The 16,861-nt window shown below is 30.7% G+C and carries 18 protein-coding genes; 10 read left to right on the forward strand and 8 right to left on the reverse strand.

The window, feature by feature from the left end; translation table 11 throughout:
* The first annotated feature begins 82 nt into the window (after window positions 1–82).
* The 3 genes from V6C74_RS04435 to V6C74_RS04445 are packed head-to-tail and all read left to right on the forward strand — an operon-like array spanning window position 83 to window position 2,009.
* Window positions 83–568 (forward strand): hypothetical protein, encoded by a 486-nt coding sequence (locus V6C74_RS04435; RefSeq protein WP_002453638.1) that lies wholly within the window; start codon window positions 83–85, stop codon window positions 566–568.
* A 50-nt stretch (window positions 569–618) separates the two neighbouring features.
* Window positions 619–1,176: a DUF1700 domain-containing protein gene (locus tag V6C74_RS04440; protein WP_002453637.1), complete on the forward strand. Its 558-nt coding sequence runs from the start codon at window positions 619–621 to the stop codon at window positions 1,174–1,176.
* Window positions 1,173–2,009, forward strand: a complete 837-nt coding sequence (locus V6C74_RS04445; protein ID WP_002453636.1) for a DUF4097 family beta strand repeat-containing protein — start codon at window positions 1,173–1,175, stop codon at window positions 2,007–2,009. The genes V6C74_RS04440 and V6C74_RS04445 overlap by 4 nt, the downstream gene beginning before the upstream one ends.
* A gap of 152 nt (window positions 2,010–2,161) precedes the next feature.
* Here the strand turns inward: V6C74_RS04445 and V6C74_RS04450 are convergent, their stop codons facing one another.
* Entirely contained in the window at window positions 2,162–3,202 is a 1,041-nt protein-coding gene (locus V6C74_RS04450) for a C45 family autoproteolytic acyltransferase/hydolase (RefSeq protein WP_002453635.1), read from the reverse strand.
* Window positions 3,203–3,613: 411 nt separating this feature from the next.
* Between V6C74_RS04450 and V6C74_RS04455 the strand changes: the two genes are divergently transcribed.
* Window positions 3,614–3,784 (forward strand): hypothetical protein, encoded by a 171-nt coding sequence (locus tag V6C74_RS04455; RefSeq protein ID WP_002435939.1) that lies wholly within the window; start codon window positions 3,614–3,616, stop codon window positions 3,782–3,784.
* A gap of 72 nt (window positions 3,785–3,856) precedes the next feature.
* On the opposite strand, the gene V6C74_RS04460 is transcribed toward V6C74_RS04455, so the two are convergent.
* Window positions 3,857–4,255 carry a YolD-like family protein gene (locus tag V6C74_RS04460; RefSeq protein ID WP_002453634.1) on the reverse strand — a complete coding sequence of 133 codons (399 nt, stop codon included), beginning with the start codon at window positions 4,253–4,255 and terminating at the stop codon, window positions 3,857–3,859.
* A 116-nt stretch (window positions 4,256–4,371) separates the two neighbouring features.
* Complete coding sequence (arsB, locus tag V6C74_RS04465) at window positions 4,372–5,661, reverse strand: arsenite efflux transporter membrane subunit ArsB (protein ID WP_016898694.1); 1,290 nt, start codon at window positions 5,659–5,661, stop codon at window positions 4,372–4,374.
* Between the two features lie 180 nt (window positions 5,662–5,841).
* Here arsB and V6C74_RS04470 point away from each other — a divergent pair, with 180 nt between their 5' ends.
* Window positions 5,842–6,870 (forward strand): lactonase family protein, encoded by a 1,029-nt coding sequence (locus V6C74_RS04470; protein WP_002453632.1) that lies wholly within the window; start codon window positions 5,842–5,844, stop codon window positions 6,868–6,870.
* Window positions 6,871–6,986: 116 nt separating this feature from the next.
* Here the strand turns inward: V6C74_RS04470 and V6C74_RS04475 are convergent, their stop codons facing one another.
* From V6C74_RS04475 to V6C74_RS04485, 3 genes are all read right to left on the reverse strand, one after another.
* A complete protein-coding gene (locus V6C74_RS04475; protein WP_016898695.1) occupies window positions 6,987–8,366 on the reverse strand; it encodes an aldehyde dehydrogenase in 1,380 nt (459 codons plus the stop codon).
* Between the two features lie 195 nt (window positions 8,367–8,561).
* Complete coding sequence (locus tag V6C74_RS04480; RefSeq protein WP_002453630.1) at window positions 8,562–9,488, reverse strand: manganese-dependent inorganic pyrophosphatase; 927 nt, start codon at window positions 9,486–9,488, stop codon at window positions 8,562–8,564.
* 54 nt (window positions 9,489–9,542) lie between these two features.
* Window positions 9,543–10,097 (reverse strand): cysteine hydrolase family protein, encoded by a 555-nt coding sequence (locus V6C74_RS04485; RefSeq protein WP_002453629.1) that lies wholly within the window; start codon window positions 10,095–10,097, stop codon window positions 9,543–9,545.
* Window positions 10,098–10,295: 198 nt separating this feature from the next.
* Between V6C74_RS04485 and V6C74_RS04490 the strand changes: the two genes are divergently transcribed.
* A complete protein-coding gene (locus V6C74_RS04490; protein WP_049390714.1) occupies window positions 10,296–11,381 on the forward strand; it encodes a glycosyl hydrolase family 28-related protein in 1,086 nt (361 codons plus the stop codon).
* 115 nt (window positions 11,382–11,496) lie between these two features.
* On the opposite strand, the gene V6C74_RS04495 is transcribed toward V6C74_RS04490, so the two are convergent.
* Window positions 11,497–12,300: a prephenate dehydratase domain-containing protein gene (locus V6C74_RS04495; protein ID WP_002453627.1), complete on the reverse strand. Its 804-nt coding sequence runs from the start codon at window positions 12,298–12,300 to the stop codon at window positions 11,497–11,499.
* Window positions 12,301–12,317: 17 nt separating this feature from the next.
* On the reverse strand, window positions 12,318–13,385 hold the full coding sequence (locus tag V6C74_RS04500) for a nitric oxide synthase oxygenase (RefSeq protein WP_002453626.1): 1,068 nt from the start codon (window positions 13,383–13,385) through the stop codon (window positions 12,318–12,320).
* A 206-nt stretch (window positions 13,386–13,591) separates the two neighbouring features.
* Between V6C74_RS04500 and V6C74_RS04505 the strand changes: the two genes are divergently transcribed.
* From V6C74_RS04505 to V6C74_RS04520, 4 genes are all read left to right on the forward strand, one after another.
* The gene (locus tag V6C74_RS04505) at window positions 13,592–15,061 is read left to right on the forward strand and encodes a nicotinate phosphoribosyltransferase (RefSeq protein ID WP_016898698.1); all 1,470 of its coding nucleotides are present in this window, start codon (window positions 13,592–13,594) and stop codon (window positions 15,059–15,061) included.
* Window positions 15,054–15,875, forward strand: coding sequence for an ammonia-dependent NAD(+) synthetase (gene nadE / locus V6C74_RS04510; protein WP_002453624.1), 822 nt, complete (start codon window positions 15,054–15,056; stop codon window positions 15,873–15,875). The genes V6C74_RS04505 and nadE overlap by 8 nt, the downstream gene beginning before the upstream one ends.
* Window positions 15,876–15,962: 87 nt before the next feature.
* Window positions 15,963–16,589, forward strand: coding sequence for a DUF2179 domain-containing protein (locus tag V6C74_RS04515; RefSeq protein WP_002453623.1), 627 nt, complete (start codon window positions 15,963–15,965; stop codon window positions 16,587–16,589).
* Entirely contained in the window at window positions 16,573–16,752 is a 180-nt protein-coding gene (locus V6C74_RS04520) for an NETI motif-containing protein (protein ID WP_016898699.1), read from the forward strand. Before V6C74_RS04515 ends, V6C74_RS04520 begins: the two co-directional genes overlap by 17 nt.
* The last annotated feature ends 109 nt before the right edge of the window (window positions 16,753–16,861 follow it).

Genomic DNA, 16,861 nt, shown 5'->3' on the forward strand with positions numbered 1-16,861 from the left:
ATAAATGTGACTAAGTTGTTAGATGAAACTCCAAAATTCATATGCTATATTTAATAGAACAAGAGTGAAAGTGGTGACTCAATTGCGTATACAAAACAGATGGGTGATTTCAACCCTTTTTTTGATTGGAGCAATTATTCTACTTTTTGGGATTATGTACTATAGAAGTATTAAAACAGTAGATTTATCCAATTATACTGTGAATGATATAGGTTTAAATGATCATTTTAACCAAAAAGGATATATTATTAATAAAAAAATTAAGCTAGATCGATTTAAATTTTATAATGATGAAAAGCATAAAGATTTAACTGTTAAAGTGAAGAACAAAAAGCAGACTGTTAAAGGAATTGTCTTAATTAAGGATAAAAGTGTTAAAACAAATTTCGGAGTTAGAATAGGTGACTCTATAGATGATGCTATTGACGAGTTAGGAGATAGTTACAAAAGACATATGGTTGGTAAGCATTATAAATCAATTACATATACTGACCGTCAGAATAAAATGAAACTTAATATATTATATAAAGATGATATAGTAAAAAGAATAGAGTTTTTCAGTAAGTGATAAACCTTAATAGATATTCTTTAATTCAAATTCAGGAAGAGTGACGATAAATGGATAAAATTACTTTTTTAAATGAATTAGAATTAGCTTTGGATGATCTTCCTAGACGTGAAAAAGATAATAAAATGTACGAATATGAAAACTTATTCTATGAAGAAGAGTTAAAAGGTAAAACTGAAGAACAAATAGTAAATAAGTTGAAAGACCCATATGATATAGCAAAAGAGATTAAAGCTAAAAGTGCAATTAGTTATGCAAAATCAAAACCAACAATTCAAAATATTACTAGAGCTGTTATAGCTTCTTTAAGTCTAGGTATACTCTCATTATTTATTATATTAATACCAGTAGTAATTATTGCATTTCTAATTATACTTTTAATGTTTATAGCATTCTGTTTATTATTCTCTCCATTAATCCTTATAAGTTATTCGATAATTAATGGATTTTATAATTCACTGAGTAATATATTTTTCTCTATCTCTTTAACAGGTTTAGGAATTATTTTTATTGTTTTAACATTGAAAATTACTGAATTGGTACATAAATTAATATTGAAATATTTATTATGGTACATTAAAACAGTTAAAGGAAGCGTTAAAAAATGAGGAAGCTTTTCATTAGCGGTTTAATTATATTTGCAATTTTCTTTATTGGTGGAACAATTACTTGGTTTGCTTTTGATAAAGCTAAATATGAAAAGCAAAACTATAATAAGACTTTTGATAATCATTTCAATCAGTTGTCTTTAAGTACGATAGGTTCTGAAATAAACATTGTTAAAGGTAAGAAATTTAAAGTGGATTACCAAGGGGATAACGATGTATACGTCTCTAAGAAAGGTAAAATGCTTAAAGTTACTGAGAAACGTGCGACCAATAGAGGGTATGGATTAAACTTTAATCCTTTCCACCATAATAAGAAAAAACTTACTATTACTGTACCAAATGAACAATTAAAAGAACTGAGCGCTAAATCAGTAATAGGTGACATTCATTTAAGAAATATTAATGCCTCAACTGCCACAATTATAAATAACCGTTACTTTTCAATAGAACATTCGAATCTAAAAGATTTAAATGTAGATGAATCAAATAATATAGCTTATATATGTAATTCATCAGTTAAAAATGGAAATGTTAAAATCGGGAAAGGCAAATTAACAATTAGTCGTAGTGATTTTAAAGATTCAATCTTCTTGTTAAATGAAGGAGATATTAATATGAATAAAATGAAACCTTCAAATGATATTAAAGCTTCAACTAAAAAAGGAGATATAAATTATAATTTTGAATCTAAGCCTAAAGACACACTACTTAAGTTACATCCTGGACGTGGTGAAAAAGTAGTTAATAACAATAATTTTAAAGATGGAAAAGTAGGTAAGAGTAAAAATATTTTGGAATTTTATACTGTGGATGGAGATATTTCCATTAATTAGATATCTCGTATCTCTCTTTAAATACTTTATTATTAACCCATAAATGAGTAATTACATGATACTCATTTATGGGTTTTTATATATTGATTTTTTAAGCGAATTCTAAATTTTACATTATTAATGATTAGTAGAAATACAACTTACTCTACTATTTAATATGTGGCAAATGTCAAATCTGTATCAATTTTTCCGTTGAGATGTTTAATGGTTATATTATCATTTTTAAGCCATTGATAGAAGTTTATTTTAATCGGAGAACTATTCTCTCCAAGTCCAATCCAAGTTGTTAATGTTTGTGGCTCATAAAGCGATGTGTGAATTGTTCCAGACCAACTCTTAAATAATTTACTATAAATATTATATTGAGGATCATTAAACAACTTAAAAGCATCTTCTTTGCTTAAATTACTACTTGTGCTATCAATTACTCTTTCCAAACGTTCTTTAGATTCTTTAGTGTAGTTACGATTCTCATGTGTTAATAATTCAAAGTGATTGGTACATATAGGTTCGTATCTTATGTCTATAGAACGAGGTGTTACTTCAACAATGGCATAGTTAAGTTTCTTATCCATTAATATGTAACTAAAAGAACTTCTATGAGGAATTTCTTTTAAAAGTTGTATAGCCTCTTCGACGTTTTTACAATATTCAAGTATAAGTCTGCCTATCATATAACAAACAAAGCCGTTTGCTGGTTTTTTACGATGCATAAAATTATAAGCCATTGATAAACCATACTCATTCATACCGTCCATTCTGCCAGTTACTCTAGAAGTGGGGCCTATTTGTGCTAAACCACTATCATTTGGTTGGTATAGCAAATATCTACCATCGTAAGTAGAAGGATGATAATCGTAATTACGTAGTAAATAGTCTTTACCCTTAAAAACTGTACAACCACTATCTTTTAAATCAGTAAAACGATAATGGCCAAAATTTAATATAATTTGTTTAGTAGGGAGATTTAATACATCTTGCATACCTATAAGCTCGTCCCAAATTTTTGGAGCATATATTTGGAAAATGTTATACGTTTCTCTGACATCGATATCAAATCTCGGATTTCTTTTTTTCCATTCTTTTTCACGATTATTCAGTAGAGGAGTTCTTTGTAACCATTTGGCTGTTTCGACTCCTAAGTCATAATGAGAACCACGAAAGGTCATGATATCAGATTGAACATTTTGCATGTTAGTCATCCTTTCATTTCAAATGTTTACTTTAATGTAATCGTAAATTAACTTAATGTTAATTGAATTACCTTGGATGAAATATTACAATCGAATTGTATTTAATGAGGGAATTTTTTTAATCTTATGGGAGTGATATCTATGATTTCAGATAGTTGTAGAGCAATTGCTGATTCTGTTAAGTCATGGTGGTTAAGTTAATAATTTTTTATAAGGGTTATGATTGATTTTGGAATTTCATTTTTAACTTTAGTTAAGTGTTTAAATTAATCTTTAATTGACATATTACCATAAATTTAAATTTAGTTGAGAATGAGTAATTTTTGAAACGGGTATTTATTTATTGATAAAGATAAGTATGCTATCATAGTGAATTGTAGATATGCATATTAATTTTAGAGGTGAAAAGTAATGTGGAACTTTATTAAAGGTTTATTTAAATTTGTATTTAGCTTATTAGCTATTACTACAGTTGTAGTAGGCGTAGGTGTAGTTGCCTTTGCTTATATCTTCAAAAAAGATTTCGAAGATATTGAAAGAAAAACTAAAGAAATTGTTTCAGATATTGAAAATAATAATTAATTAGTCTAATATTTTAGTACTAATTTAAGATAATTGTTGGCATTAGCTTGAAAAAGCTAGTGCCAACTTTTTTTATGAGAAAGTAATATCAATAATATCTAAAATAGGAACTTTCTGATGATAGGTAGTACCTGGCTTTATCCCCTCAATTTCAAGATTTAATGAATCAATACGATGTATATTGAGATTAACAAAATTAATATAACCTTCTTCGTAATATTTTATATTAACAGGTTGAGACTTTTGTAATGCTTCGTGCAAGCGGATATTTAATTGAGCTAATTGATCATCTGAAAGTACTGGTCTATCTATTTTATTTTGATCAATCATATATTGATGGATAGTTTCGAATTGTTCGGGTAACGTTGCAAACGGAGCCCATTTAACCATGCCACGACCCGACGGAATGTTGCGATCTAACATTTCACGCGGAATATTTCGATAATCCGTTTCATTCTTTATATCCGTCATCTTTAAATCACCTCGTTCGATATAATTCTATTATACGAACACTTGTTCTATTTTGCAACATAAAATTGCTGGCTATATTTTTGAGTTTTAAAGCCAGCGTGAGAGTAAATTTAATTTTAAAAAATAATTAGAGTAAAATAGAGTCCTAGTAACGTTATAAATAGTACAGGAATAGTAATCACTATACCTGTTTTGAAATATGTTTCCCACGATATTTTTACGCCTTTTTGAGTTAATACATGAAGCCACAATAAAGTTGCTAAAGATCCAATAGGTGTAATTTTAGGACCTAAATCAGAACCAATAACATTTGCATAAATCATGCCATTTTTAATTATTCCATTAGAGTTAGACTGGGCAATAGCAATTGCATCTATTAAAACAGTAGGCAAGTTATTAATTATAGATGAGAGAAAGGCTGCAATAAATCCCATACCCATAATGCTACTAAATAGCCCATGGCTTGAAATAGAATTCAAAATATTTCCTAATACTAATGTTATACCTACATTTTTTAATCCATATACTACAAGATACATTCCAATTGAAAATATAACTATATTCCATGGAGCTTCTATTAAAACTTCTTTAGTATTAACTGCTTTAGAACGACTCGCTAAAAGTAAGAATACAAAAGCAATAATTAATGCTATAAAAGCCACGGGAATTTTAATAAACTCACTCGTTAAGTAACCCAATAATAAAATAATAAGAATAATCCAAGATGCTTTGAAAAGCTTTTTATCTCTTATCACTGATTGAGGCGTAGCTAAATTTCTAATATCCGTTCTTTTAGGAAGGGATCGTTTAAAATAAAGCCAAAGAACAAAATTACTTGCTAAAAATGAAAATAAATTTGGAATTATCATTCTTAGAGCATATTGAATAAATGTAATGTTAAAGTAGTCTGCAGAAACAATATTGACTAAATTACTTACAGTAAGCGGTAGGGAGGTAGTATCGGCTATAAATCCACTTGCTATAATAAATGGGAATATTGTTTTTTTATCAAAACCTAAACTTCTTACCATAGCTAATACTATTGGTGTAAGAATAAGTGCAGCACCATCATTGGCAAACAAAGCAGCAACTAAAGCACCTAAAGTCATTATAAAAATAAACATTCTAAATCCATGGCCTTTTGAGGCAATAATCATATGTAAAGCGGCCCATTCAAAAAAGCCGATACGATCTAAAATCAATGATATTAAAATAATAGCAACGAAAGTTAATGTTGCATTCCAAACTATATTTGTAACTGTAACAATATCAGTTAGAGATACGACGCCTGAAACAATAGCTAAAAGTGCACCAACTATAGCAGTAATACCTATATTTAATCCTTTTGGTTGCCAAATAACGAAAATTAAAGTTATAACGAAAATAGTAATAGCTATAAAAGTCATAAATGATTCACTCAACTTTCTTTATGTAAGAGTAAATAGATTAAAAATTTAATGAACATACTATAGAATATCAATTTCCCTATATTTTATCTATAGTGGTAAGTGCAAAAGTTTTAATTGTAAATCGCTGACACTTATAGTTAAAATTAAACCAATAATAAAACTTACGGAGGGATTAATATGACAATTGGATATATTGGCTCTTATACAAAGCAAAATGGTAAAGGCATTTACCGTTTTGAATTAGAGGATTTAAAAGGCACAATAAAAGAAGTTCAAACAGGTTATGAAATAGTAGCTTCTACATATTTGACAAGAAATGAAAACTATTTATATGCCATTACTAAAGAAAATGAAAATTGTGGTGTAGCGAGCTTTAAAATAACGCAAGATGGTGGTTTAGAACTAATTAATAAATGTTTAGCATCTAAAAATGGAACAGGATGTTATATACAAATTTCTAGTGATAATAATTATTTATTCGAAGCTGTTTATGGTGCTGGGATTGCACGCATCTATAAGGTGAACAAAAATACTGGAGAAATTGAAAAACTTATTGAGGAACTTGAACACGAATATCCTACAGGTCCACATGAAAGACAGGAATCACCGCATGTCCATTTTTTAAATGAAACACCAGATAAAAAATATGTAGTAGCAGCAGATTTAGGCTCAGATAGAATTGTCACATATACATATGGTGACGAAGGTTTAAAAGAATATGCTGTTTCACAATTTAAAGAGGCGGATGGCACTAGACATATTACATTCAGTAAAGATGGTAAATATGCGTATGTAGTTCATGAATTATCTAATTATGTAAGTGTAACAGAATATCACGATGGAGAATTCAAAGAAATAGAAAGACATCTTACAATTCCACAAGATTTTAAAGGAGAATCAAAATTAGCTGCGGTAAGATTATCTCATGATCAAAAACATTTATATGTAAGTAATAGAGGTCATGATAGCATAGCTATTTATGAAGTCGAAAATAATGGAAAATCATTAAAATTGGTGGATATTCAACCTACTGAAGATGAATTTCCTCGAGATTTTAATATCACGCCTGATGATAAGTATATAGTATGTGCACACCAAGAAGGCGAGTCTAAAGTAACTGTGTTTAAAAGAGATAGTATTACAGGAAAACTTGAAATGATTGATGACCAAGAAAACGCACCAGAAGGGGTCTGCGTTTTATTTTAAATAAATAGGCTCCATATGTAACTAATGAGCGGAAAATCCTAAAAGTTAAATAAAGTTTTATCTTTCAGAATTGCGTTCATACCCAATTACATATGGAGCATTTTATAGTTAGTATTTTAATTTTTAAAAAAGGCTTTGATGTATTTGAATTTGCCTTTATAAGGTGGAAAGTAGATACTTGATTCTAAACGTGTAGATTTAAATGTATATGATTTCATATGACTAAAAGTATCAAAAGAATATTTACCATGATATTGACCGATACCTGAAGCACCAATACCACCAAATGGTAAATTAGGATTTGCTAAATGCATCAGTGTATCATTTATAGCACCACCACCGAATGACAACTCTTCAATAACGCGTTGAGTTGAATTTTCATCCTCACTAAAAAGATATAAACTCAAAGGTTTAGATTTACTTTGAATAATTTGAACTGCCTCATCAAAATCATCATAAGTAATAATTGGTAAGATGGGCCCGAAAATCTCCTCCTGCATGATTTGATCTTGTAGATTAACATTGTCTATTATTGTAGGCTCTATATATAAATCTTCTTCAAAGCTGTTACCACCGAAAATAATTTTACTTTTGTGAGTTTCTAATAGTTCATTTAAGCGATTAAAATGTTTTTTGTTAACAATTCTTCCAAAATCAGGGCTTTCTTTAATGTTTTCTCCATAAAATTCAGTAATTGTTTGTCTTAGAGCTTTAATAAAATCATTTTTAACTTTACGATTTATTAGAATATAATCAGGTGCTACACATGTTTGTCCTGCATTCGTAAATTTTCCGAAACTAATTCTTTCGCTAGCGACTTTTAAATTTGCAGTTTGGTCAATAATTACTGGAGATTTACCGCCTAACTCTAAAGTAACGGGTACTAGATTTCTGGCAGCAGATTCATAGACGATTTGACCAACTTTTTCACTTCCAGTGAAGAACATATAATCGAATGGTAAATTGATTAAGGTTTGTGTTTCCTCAATTCCCCCTTTAATAACAGAAATATAATTCTCTTCGAATGTATCTTGAATTATATCTTCAATTACTTCTGTTACGTTAGGGGTAAGTTCAGAAGGTTTAACAATGGCAGTATTACCGGCAGCTATAGCCCCAATCAAAGGTTCGAAAACAAGTTGTACAGGATAATTAAAGGGACCAATTATTAAAACAGTACCGTAGGGTTCATTTTTTATATAACTTTTAGTTGGAAATAAATAAAGAGGTGTTTCGACTTGTTTCGTTTTAGCCCAATTTTTTAGTTCTTTTCTAGCAAGTTTAATACTTTTTAATAATATACCAATTTCTGTAGCATAAGCTTCTACTTTACTTTTTCCTAAATCTTTTTTGAGCGCTTCTAGTAAAGCTTGTTCATGATTTTTAATACTTTTACTTAAAGCTTTTAATTGATGTTTTCTAAACTTTAAATCTTTAGTTTTGTGTGTATTGAAAAATTGCTTGTTAATATTAAATTGTTGTTCAATGTCGTTCATTTTAAAGTTTTACCTCCCTGGATTTTTTTGTTATTAAAAGAGGTCTATGTAATCACATAAATATTTAATTTGTAAAACAATAAGACACTTAACAAATTTATACCCCAAAAAAGCACTATTAATGTTATTTCATATATTAAAAAAGGGAGCATTTTAAAATGCTCCCAATAAATTCATTTATGTGAATTCAAATTTTTAAGATAATACTTCAGTAATTTGAGGTACTACTTGTTTCTTACGAGAAACTACGCCAGATAAGAAGGCCATTCCATCATCTAATTGAACGTTAAATGCTTCTCCTACTTTATCTTTTTCAGCACCCACAACTAAAATTTTAGAATCACTGTTAATAATATCAGTTACAACGAGTACGAATAAGTCATATTTTTCGTTTGCGCTTATTTCTAACATTACTTTTTCTAATTCATCTTTACGGTTTAGTACTTCGTCAATATCTACAGTATTGACTTGAGCGATGCGAGTTACATAGTCGCCCATAGTGAATGATTTAGCATCCATGCCTAACAATGTTTCGGCAGATTTATCAGTTGTAGAAGCGCCAGCTTTTAGCATATCTAAACCATAACTATCTAAATCAACATTAGCAATTTCTTTCAATGCTTGCGCTGCATTAACATCTTCTTCAGTACATGTAGGTGATTTAAATAATAAGCTATCTGAAATTATAGCTGAGATCATTAAACCGGCAATTTCAGGTTTAATTTCAAATCCACGCTCTTTATACATTTTGTACAAGATAGTAGCAGTACATCCCACTGGTTCAGCTCTATAATAAAGTGGAGAAGCTGTTTCGAAATTTGCGATACGGTGGTGATCAATGACATGTCTAACTGATGCGTCAGCAATTGAATCAGCACTTTGTTGGAATTCATTATGATCGACTAAAATAACATCTTCATTATTTAAGTCTTCAGATAATAATTCTGGAGCTTCTACTTTAAAGTAATCTAAAGCGTATTGTGTCTCAGCACTAACTTCACCTAAACGATAAGCTTTTGCTTCAGAGTTACCAGTTTGTTGTTCAAAATCAGCCATGATAATAGCTGAAGAAATTGCATCTGTATCTGGATTTTTATGCCCAAATATATAAGTTTTTGTCATTTTCAATATCTCCTTATTCTTTTATATTTAATCATATTTTAGCATGATTTTAGTTCAATCTTCTACCTTAGCACCTAGTGAGTTTTGGAAATGCGATAGTGCCCAAACATGTCCTTCTTGGTTAAAGGATGCTACACCTTTACTTGGAATTGTGATGTTATAACCTAAGTTATATGCTGAAACTGCTGTATGTAGAACACATATATCGGTGCAAACACCTACAATTTCCACGTTTTTAATATCTCGTTCTCTCAATAAACTATCTAAAGGTGTACCATAAAACGAATCGTACCTAGTTTTATCCAAATAATGGACTTGTGAATTATACTTGTGTTTCTCATATATTGCCCCAATTTTCCCATATAAACTACGGCCGTTTGTACCATAAATGTTATGAGGTGGAAAAAGTTGTGTTTCAGGGTGGAACTGGTCGTTCTCATAATGAACATCCATAGTAAAAAAGATATCCTCTTGTTGGTCAAGATAGGTTTCAATTCGACTTAAAATATAATCTTCTATTGCTTGACCAGGCTTCCCACATGTAAGTTTCCCATTATCCGCAATAAAATCAACAGAATAATCCACTATTATTAGTGCATTTTTATTCATTAAAACATCCTCCCTCAAATGTGTTTAAAAAGCACTATATTGGTATATTTATATATAAATAAGACTTTTCGGTATGTATTTATTCTAAAATTATTTTTTAAAATAAATACTATATCATTAATGAAATATAACTTTAGTATATAGAGTTCAGTTTAAGCATACAATCATTATTTTTAAATAAAACGGGGGAATTACCATATGTTCATTAATGCCAAGGAATTTGGTTTAACAGGTGAAAATAAATACAAAGACACAAGAGCGATTCAACAGGCATTAAATTATGCCAAAAATGGTGAACACACTGTTTTTATCCCAAAAGGTACATATCATATTAGAAAGGCTTTGGTTATTTACGATTCTACAACGTTACTACTTGATGATGAGGCAGTTCTCTTGCGAGTAGGGAAAGATGCATTGTTAAAAAATGGTAAGCCTTATATTTTTTATCATAATTATTCAGGAAATAGTCATATTTACATAAAAGGTGGCATATTCGATATGAATGGTGGTGACTATCCTTTTAATAATACTGCCATGAGTATTGGTCATGCTGAAGATATTCAGCTTATCGGCGTAACTTTTAAAAATATAGTGGGCGGACATGCATTAGATGCCTGTGGTTTAAATGGCTTACATATTACAGATTGTTCATTTGAGGGTTTTCTTGATATTGATGGAGACCGTTCATTTTCAGAAGCAATTCAATTAGACATTCAAGTGCCCGGCGCATTTCCTAAATTTGGTACAACTGATGGTACGATTACTAAAAATGTAGTTATTGAAAATTGTTATTTCGGTAATTCTGATCACCCGAAAATGAAAGCGTGGAATCGCGCGATAGGGTCGCATGCGAGTGGCTATAATAGATTTTATGACAATATTCATATTAGAAATAATGTATTTGACCAATTAAATGAATTTGCTTTAACGCCTCTAAAGTCTAAGAATACATTTATTTCAAAAAATGAATTTAAATCGTGTAATGGTGGTATACGATTTCTTGGGGTGAAAGATGGTAAAAATGCAGCAGACCCGCAAACAGGACAAGTTATGGGGACGCAAGCTGGGGAAAATTTCAACGTGATTGGTAATACCTTTACAGGAAAAATGGAGAGAGATGCAATTCATATAAGAAGTTATAATAATGTAAAACATGAACAAATATTTATAGCAGGCAATCATTTCGATGATTCAACTCAAACCTTGCATTTAGAAGATATTAAAGATTTAACCTTGAATCAGGAAGAAACATTTTTGAAAATTGATAAAATCAATGTCGAATAACTATACAAATATTGCCATTAATGAACTTTAACGCATTTTTTAAATTGAATAAATTTAAGTATAAAACCGCTAAATAACTTTCATTTAGCGGTTGAATTTATATATATATGAATTTCTAAAATTTTTTATTAAATGAACCTATTAAATTTACTGAGAAATCTAACGTTTTTAAAATAGTAATTACCTTATTAACATCATTGGTCACAGGTGTATCTGCTTGCACGAAGAAGCGGTACATTCCTAATTGAGTTTTTAAAGGTCGTGATTCAATCCACGAAAGGTTGATATTAAATAATGCAAAGGTATTTAATACACTTGCTAACAAACCAGGTTTATCATACTGAGGGGTAATTAAAAACATGGTTGTATTAGTATTATCTTCAAAGTGTGTGTGATTTTTGACAATTAAAAAGCGTGTGACATTATGCGGATAATCCTGAATATGTACATCAAGTGGTTGATACCCATAAGTTTCGCCACTACCTAAAGGCGCAATAGCACCTATACCTTTTTCTATTTTATCTAAACTTTGAATTGTGCTATCAGTATAATCATATTGAAAATGATGTTGCTGTATATAATTGGTTGTTTGACTGATAGCAGGTGCAATTGAATACACTTTTTTTATGTCTTGTAGACGATCAGAATGATAACCATACAAAGCAAAATCGATATCTAAATGAATTTCACCATGTGCATAAATTTTTTGTTCAGCTAATGCGTCCGCTACGATGTTAATAGTCCCTTCAATAGAATTCTCTATAGGCACTATACCAATTGAGTTATTGTCACATGATACTGCCTTTATCACTTCGTGAAGATTTGACTTAGCTGAGTAATTGATATCATTTTCTAATATAAATTTTTGTGAAGCGAGATAAGAGAAAGTTCCCTTAGGTCCTAAATAATATAATCGCATGTTCCACCCCTATAATTTTAATGAAAAGGGCACTTCATAGGTTCATTCTTTTTATAGTAGAAATTAGTTGATCGCATCGTATTATCATAACCATGATGATAGTTGGATGTTAGCGTAGGTGATAAAGGTGGCGCTAACCATGACCATTTACCAGTAACATGTCTATCGTGCTTATGTTCATTTCGTTCAAACATTTCAAACTGCTTTGAGGCAGTCAAATGATCGACAATAGAAACGCCCTCAGCTTTAAAGGAATGATATACTGCATAGTTTAATTCTAAAAGTGCTCGATCCTTATTAAATGAATTATTTTTAAGTGTATCAAATTCGAAGGCTTCTGCAACTTTTTCTAAAAGATTATAGCGATAACTATCTAAGAAATTACGTACACCTATTTCAGTTACCATATACCATCCGTTAAATGGTGCGGTAGGATAAATGATTCCGCCAATTTTTAAATCCATATTAGAAATGATTGGCACTGCATACCATTTTAAATTTAAATGCGCTAATTTCGGATACTGGTCGTGAGATATGGGGACTTCTTTAATAAGGTGTTTAGGATATTCATGATATTTCATTGTCCCATTAGGCATTTGATATATCAAAGGTAATATATCGAAATCTGTTCTTTTACTACTCCATCCCAAATGTTGAGCTAATCGTGTCACTTTTTTCTCAGATGGATCTCCTGCGTCATCATAGCCGGCATAACGAATAAGCTGACTGTTATATATTTTAGGGCAATCATTTGGAGAATAAATTGTAATGAGTGGCTGGATTTTACCATTATTAGTGGCTTTGTTTATATGATGGTGAATTGTATCAATGAATTCTTCTTCATTTTTAACATGTCGTGCATCTTCCACATTTAGGGATTCCCAAAATAGTCTGCCAATACAGCGATTAGAATTTCTCCATGCTATTTTTGCTCCATATGCCAATTCTTCATAAGTATGGGTGTAGCTTCCGGTTTCTTTAATTTCTTCTTTTATTTCATTAAGTCTTTTCTTTGTTTCACTTGAGTTATAATTTAATTCATTATACATGGTTTGAATAAATGATGTAGCTTCATCTAATAACATTTAAAACACCTCATTCGTATTATAATCGAGGTTATAAAAATACTCAGTTAAAATATTCAATTGTCATGAATTTGTCGTTTAGAGTTTTATGACAAATAAAATTTGTTCTTTTATAATATTCTGACTACAAAGGTAAGTCGTTTACTTTCATGATATGAATTATGATAAACTAGTCGTAAATGACTCGGTTGATTGGAGAGATTTTTGTGTACCAATTTAAAGATGACAGCTTAATGCTACAAAATGACTTATATCAAATTAATATGGCGGAAAGCTATTGGAATGACGGCATTCACGAAAGAACTGCTATTTTTGATTTATATTTTAGAAGCATGCCTTTCAACAGTGGATATGCAGTTTTTAATGGTTTGAAACGTGTAATTGACTTTATAGAGAATTTTGGTTTTTCTGATAATGACATAGAATATTTAAAAACGATCGGTTACAAGGATGATTTTCTAAGTTATCTAAAGAATTTAAAATTCACAGGTAATATTCGTTCAATGCAAGAGGGAGAATTATGTTTTGGTAATGAGCCATTAATTAGAGTTGAAGCGCCTTTAATTCAAGCTCAGCTAATTGAAACAATTTTATTAAATATAATTAATTTCCATACACTTATAGCTACTAAGGCTAGTAGAATTAGACAAATCGCTCTCAATGATACATTAATGGAATTTGGAACTAGGAGAGGGCAAGAAATTGATGCCGCCGTATGGGGAGCTCGCGCCGCTTTTATTGGTGGATTTGACTCAACAAGTAATGTAAGAGCAGGTAAGTTATTTGATATACCAGTATCAGGTACGCATGCGCATGCATTAGTTCAAACATATGGAGATGAGTATACAGCATTTAAAAAATATGCTGAACGACATAAAAATTGCGTCTTTTTAGTAGATACTTTTCATACATTAAAATCAGGTGTACCTACAGCAATAAAAGTTGCTAAAGAGTTGGGAGATACTATCAACTTTATAGGAATTAGATTAGATTCAGGTGATATTGCTTACTTATCTAAAGAAGCAAGACGTATGTTAGATGAAGCTGGATTCACGGAAGCTAAAATTATTGCTTCAAATGATTTAGATGAGCAAACAATAACTAGTTTAAAAGCACAAGGAGCTAAAGTAGACGCATGGGGAGTTGGGACAAAATTAATTACTGGTTATGACCAACCCGCACTCGGTGCAGTGTACAAACTAGTAGCAATTGAAACTGAAGATGGTACTTTTAGTGACAGAATTAAACTCTCTAATAATGCTGAAAAAGTAACAACACCTGGTAAGAAAAATGTCTATCGCATTATTAATAAAAAGACTGGAAAAGCTGAAGGTGACTATATTACGCTTGAAGGAGAAGATCCATCAACTGAACAACCTCTTAAATTATTCCACCCAGTACATACGTATAAAATGAAATTTATTAAATCATTTGAAGCAAAAGATTTACATCATACCATCTTTGAAGCGGGTAAGCTTGTATATCAACTTCCAAGCGAACGTGAAGCTCAGGCATATTTAACAGAAAGTTTAGGTACACTTTGGGAAGAAAATAAGCGTTACTTAAACCCTCAAGAATATCCTGTAGATTTAAGTGCGAAATGTTGGGAAAATAAACATAAACGTATTTTTGAAGTAGCAGAACGTGTTAAAGAGATGGAGGAAGATCATGAGTAAATTACAAGATATTGTTGTTAAAGAAATGAAAGTAAAACAACAGATTGATAGTGAAAAGGAATTTGATGAAATAAAACATTTTATTAAATCTTATGTTCAATCTCATTCTTTTATAAAATCGCTAGTACTTGGAATTTCTGGGGGACAAGATTCTACATTAACAGGAAAAATCGTACAATTAGCTGTAAATGAATTACGAGCAGAAGGACGTGAATGTAAGTTTATAGCAGTAAAATTACCGTACGGTGTTCAGAAGGATGCTGATGAGGTAGAAGATGCACTGCAATTTATAGAGCCTGATGAAATCGTTACAGTTAATATTAAACCTGCAGTCGATCAAAGTGTCCAATCCCTTAAGGAAGCAGGTATCGAATTAACAGATTTTCAAAGAGGAAATGAAAAAGCTCGTGAACGTATGAAAGTTCAATTTTCGATTGCTTCAAATCAAAGTGGTATAGTGGTTGGAACTGACCATTCTGCTGAGAACATTACAGGATTCTATACTAAGTATGGTGATGGCGCAGCTGATATTGCTCCAATTTTCGGTTTAGATAAAAGACAAGGTAAACAATTATTGAAGTATTTAAATGCACCTAAACATTTATATGAAAAAGTACCAACTGCAGATTTAGAAGATGATAAACCACAATTACCTGACGAGGAAGCGCTTGGTGTTACTTACGATCAAATAGATGATTATCTTGAAGGGAAAGATATACCCGCTGAAGCACGTGAAACTATTGAGAAACATTATGTAAGAAATGCCCATAAACGTGAACTTGCATATACAAGATATACTTGGCCTAAAAACTAAAATTTAAAATGAAAAATTATTCTTAGTGACAAATTAATATATGACTGATAAAATGATTTGGATTTATAGTTAGAAAAGAGGAATAATATGTCAGCAATCGCTCATAATCCATGGCTAATGGTTTTGGCCATATTTGTAATCAATGTCTGTTATGTCACATTCCTGACAATGAGAACCATATTAACATTGAAAGGCTATCGTTATATTGCTGCTGTGGTAAGTTTCCTTGAAGTGCTTGTATATGTTGTAGGTTTAGGATTGGTTATGTCTAGTTTAGATCAAATCCAAAATATTTTTGCATATGCATTAGGCTTCTCAGTTGGAATTATCGTAGGTATGAAGATAGAAGAGAAATTAGCGTTAGGTTATACTGTAGTCAATGTTACTTCATCAGAGTATGAATTAGATTTACCTAATGAATTAAGAAATTTAGGTTATGGTGTAACTCACTATGAAGCATTCGGTCGTGATGGTAGTCGAATGGTCATGCAAATTTTAACACCACGTAAATATGAATTTAAGCTTATGGATACAATTAAAAATCTTGACCCCAAAGCCTTTATCATTGCTTATGAACCGAGGAATATACATGGCGGATTCTGGGTTAAAGGGGTACGCAGACGTAAACTTAAAGCATACGAGCCAGAGCATTTAGATGTTGTAGTAGAACATGAAGAATTAGAAAGTGCGAAGACGAATGAGCAAAAAGTTTAAAGTCGAAGATAATGAGACCATTGCTGATTGCTTAGCTCGTATGCGTGAAGAAGGTTTTATGCCAACTCGTAGAATGGAAAAACCAGTCTATAAAGAAAATAAAGATGGAAGTATTGAAGTGCTTAAACAGGACATTATTTTTGTGGGTAAACCTATAGATTAACTTCATTATCAGATTACATTAGTGGTGCTTTTTAAATTTTTGAGTAGGATAGATAGTTACTTGTTGAAAGTAAGAGATCTATTCTACTCATTTTTTATAGTTAATTGAG

This window comes from Staphylococcus capitis subsp. capitis (assembly GCF_040739495.1).
Lineage (GTDB): Bacteria > Bacillota > Bacilli > Staphylococcales > Staphylococcaceae > Staphylococcus > Staphylococcus capitis.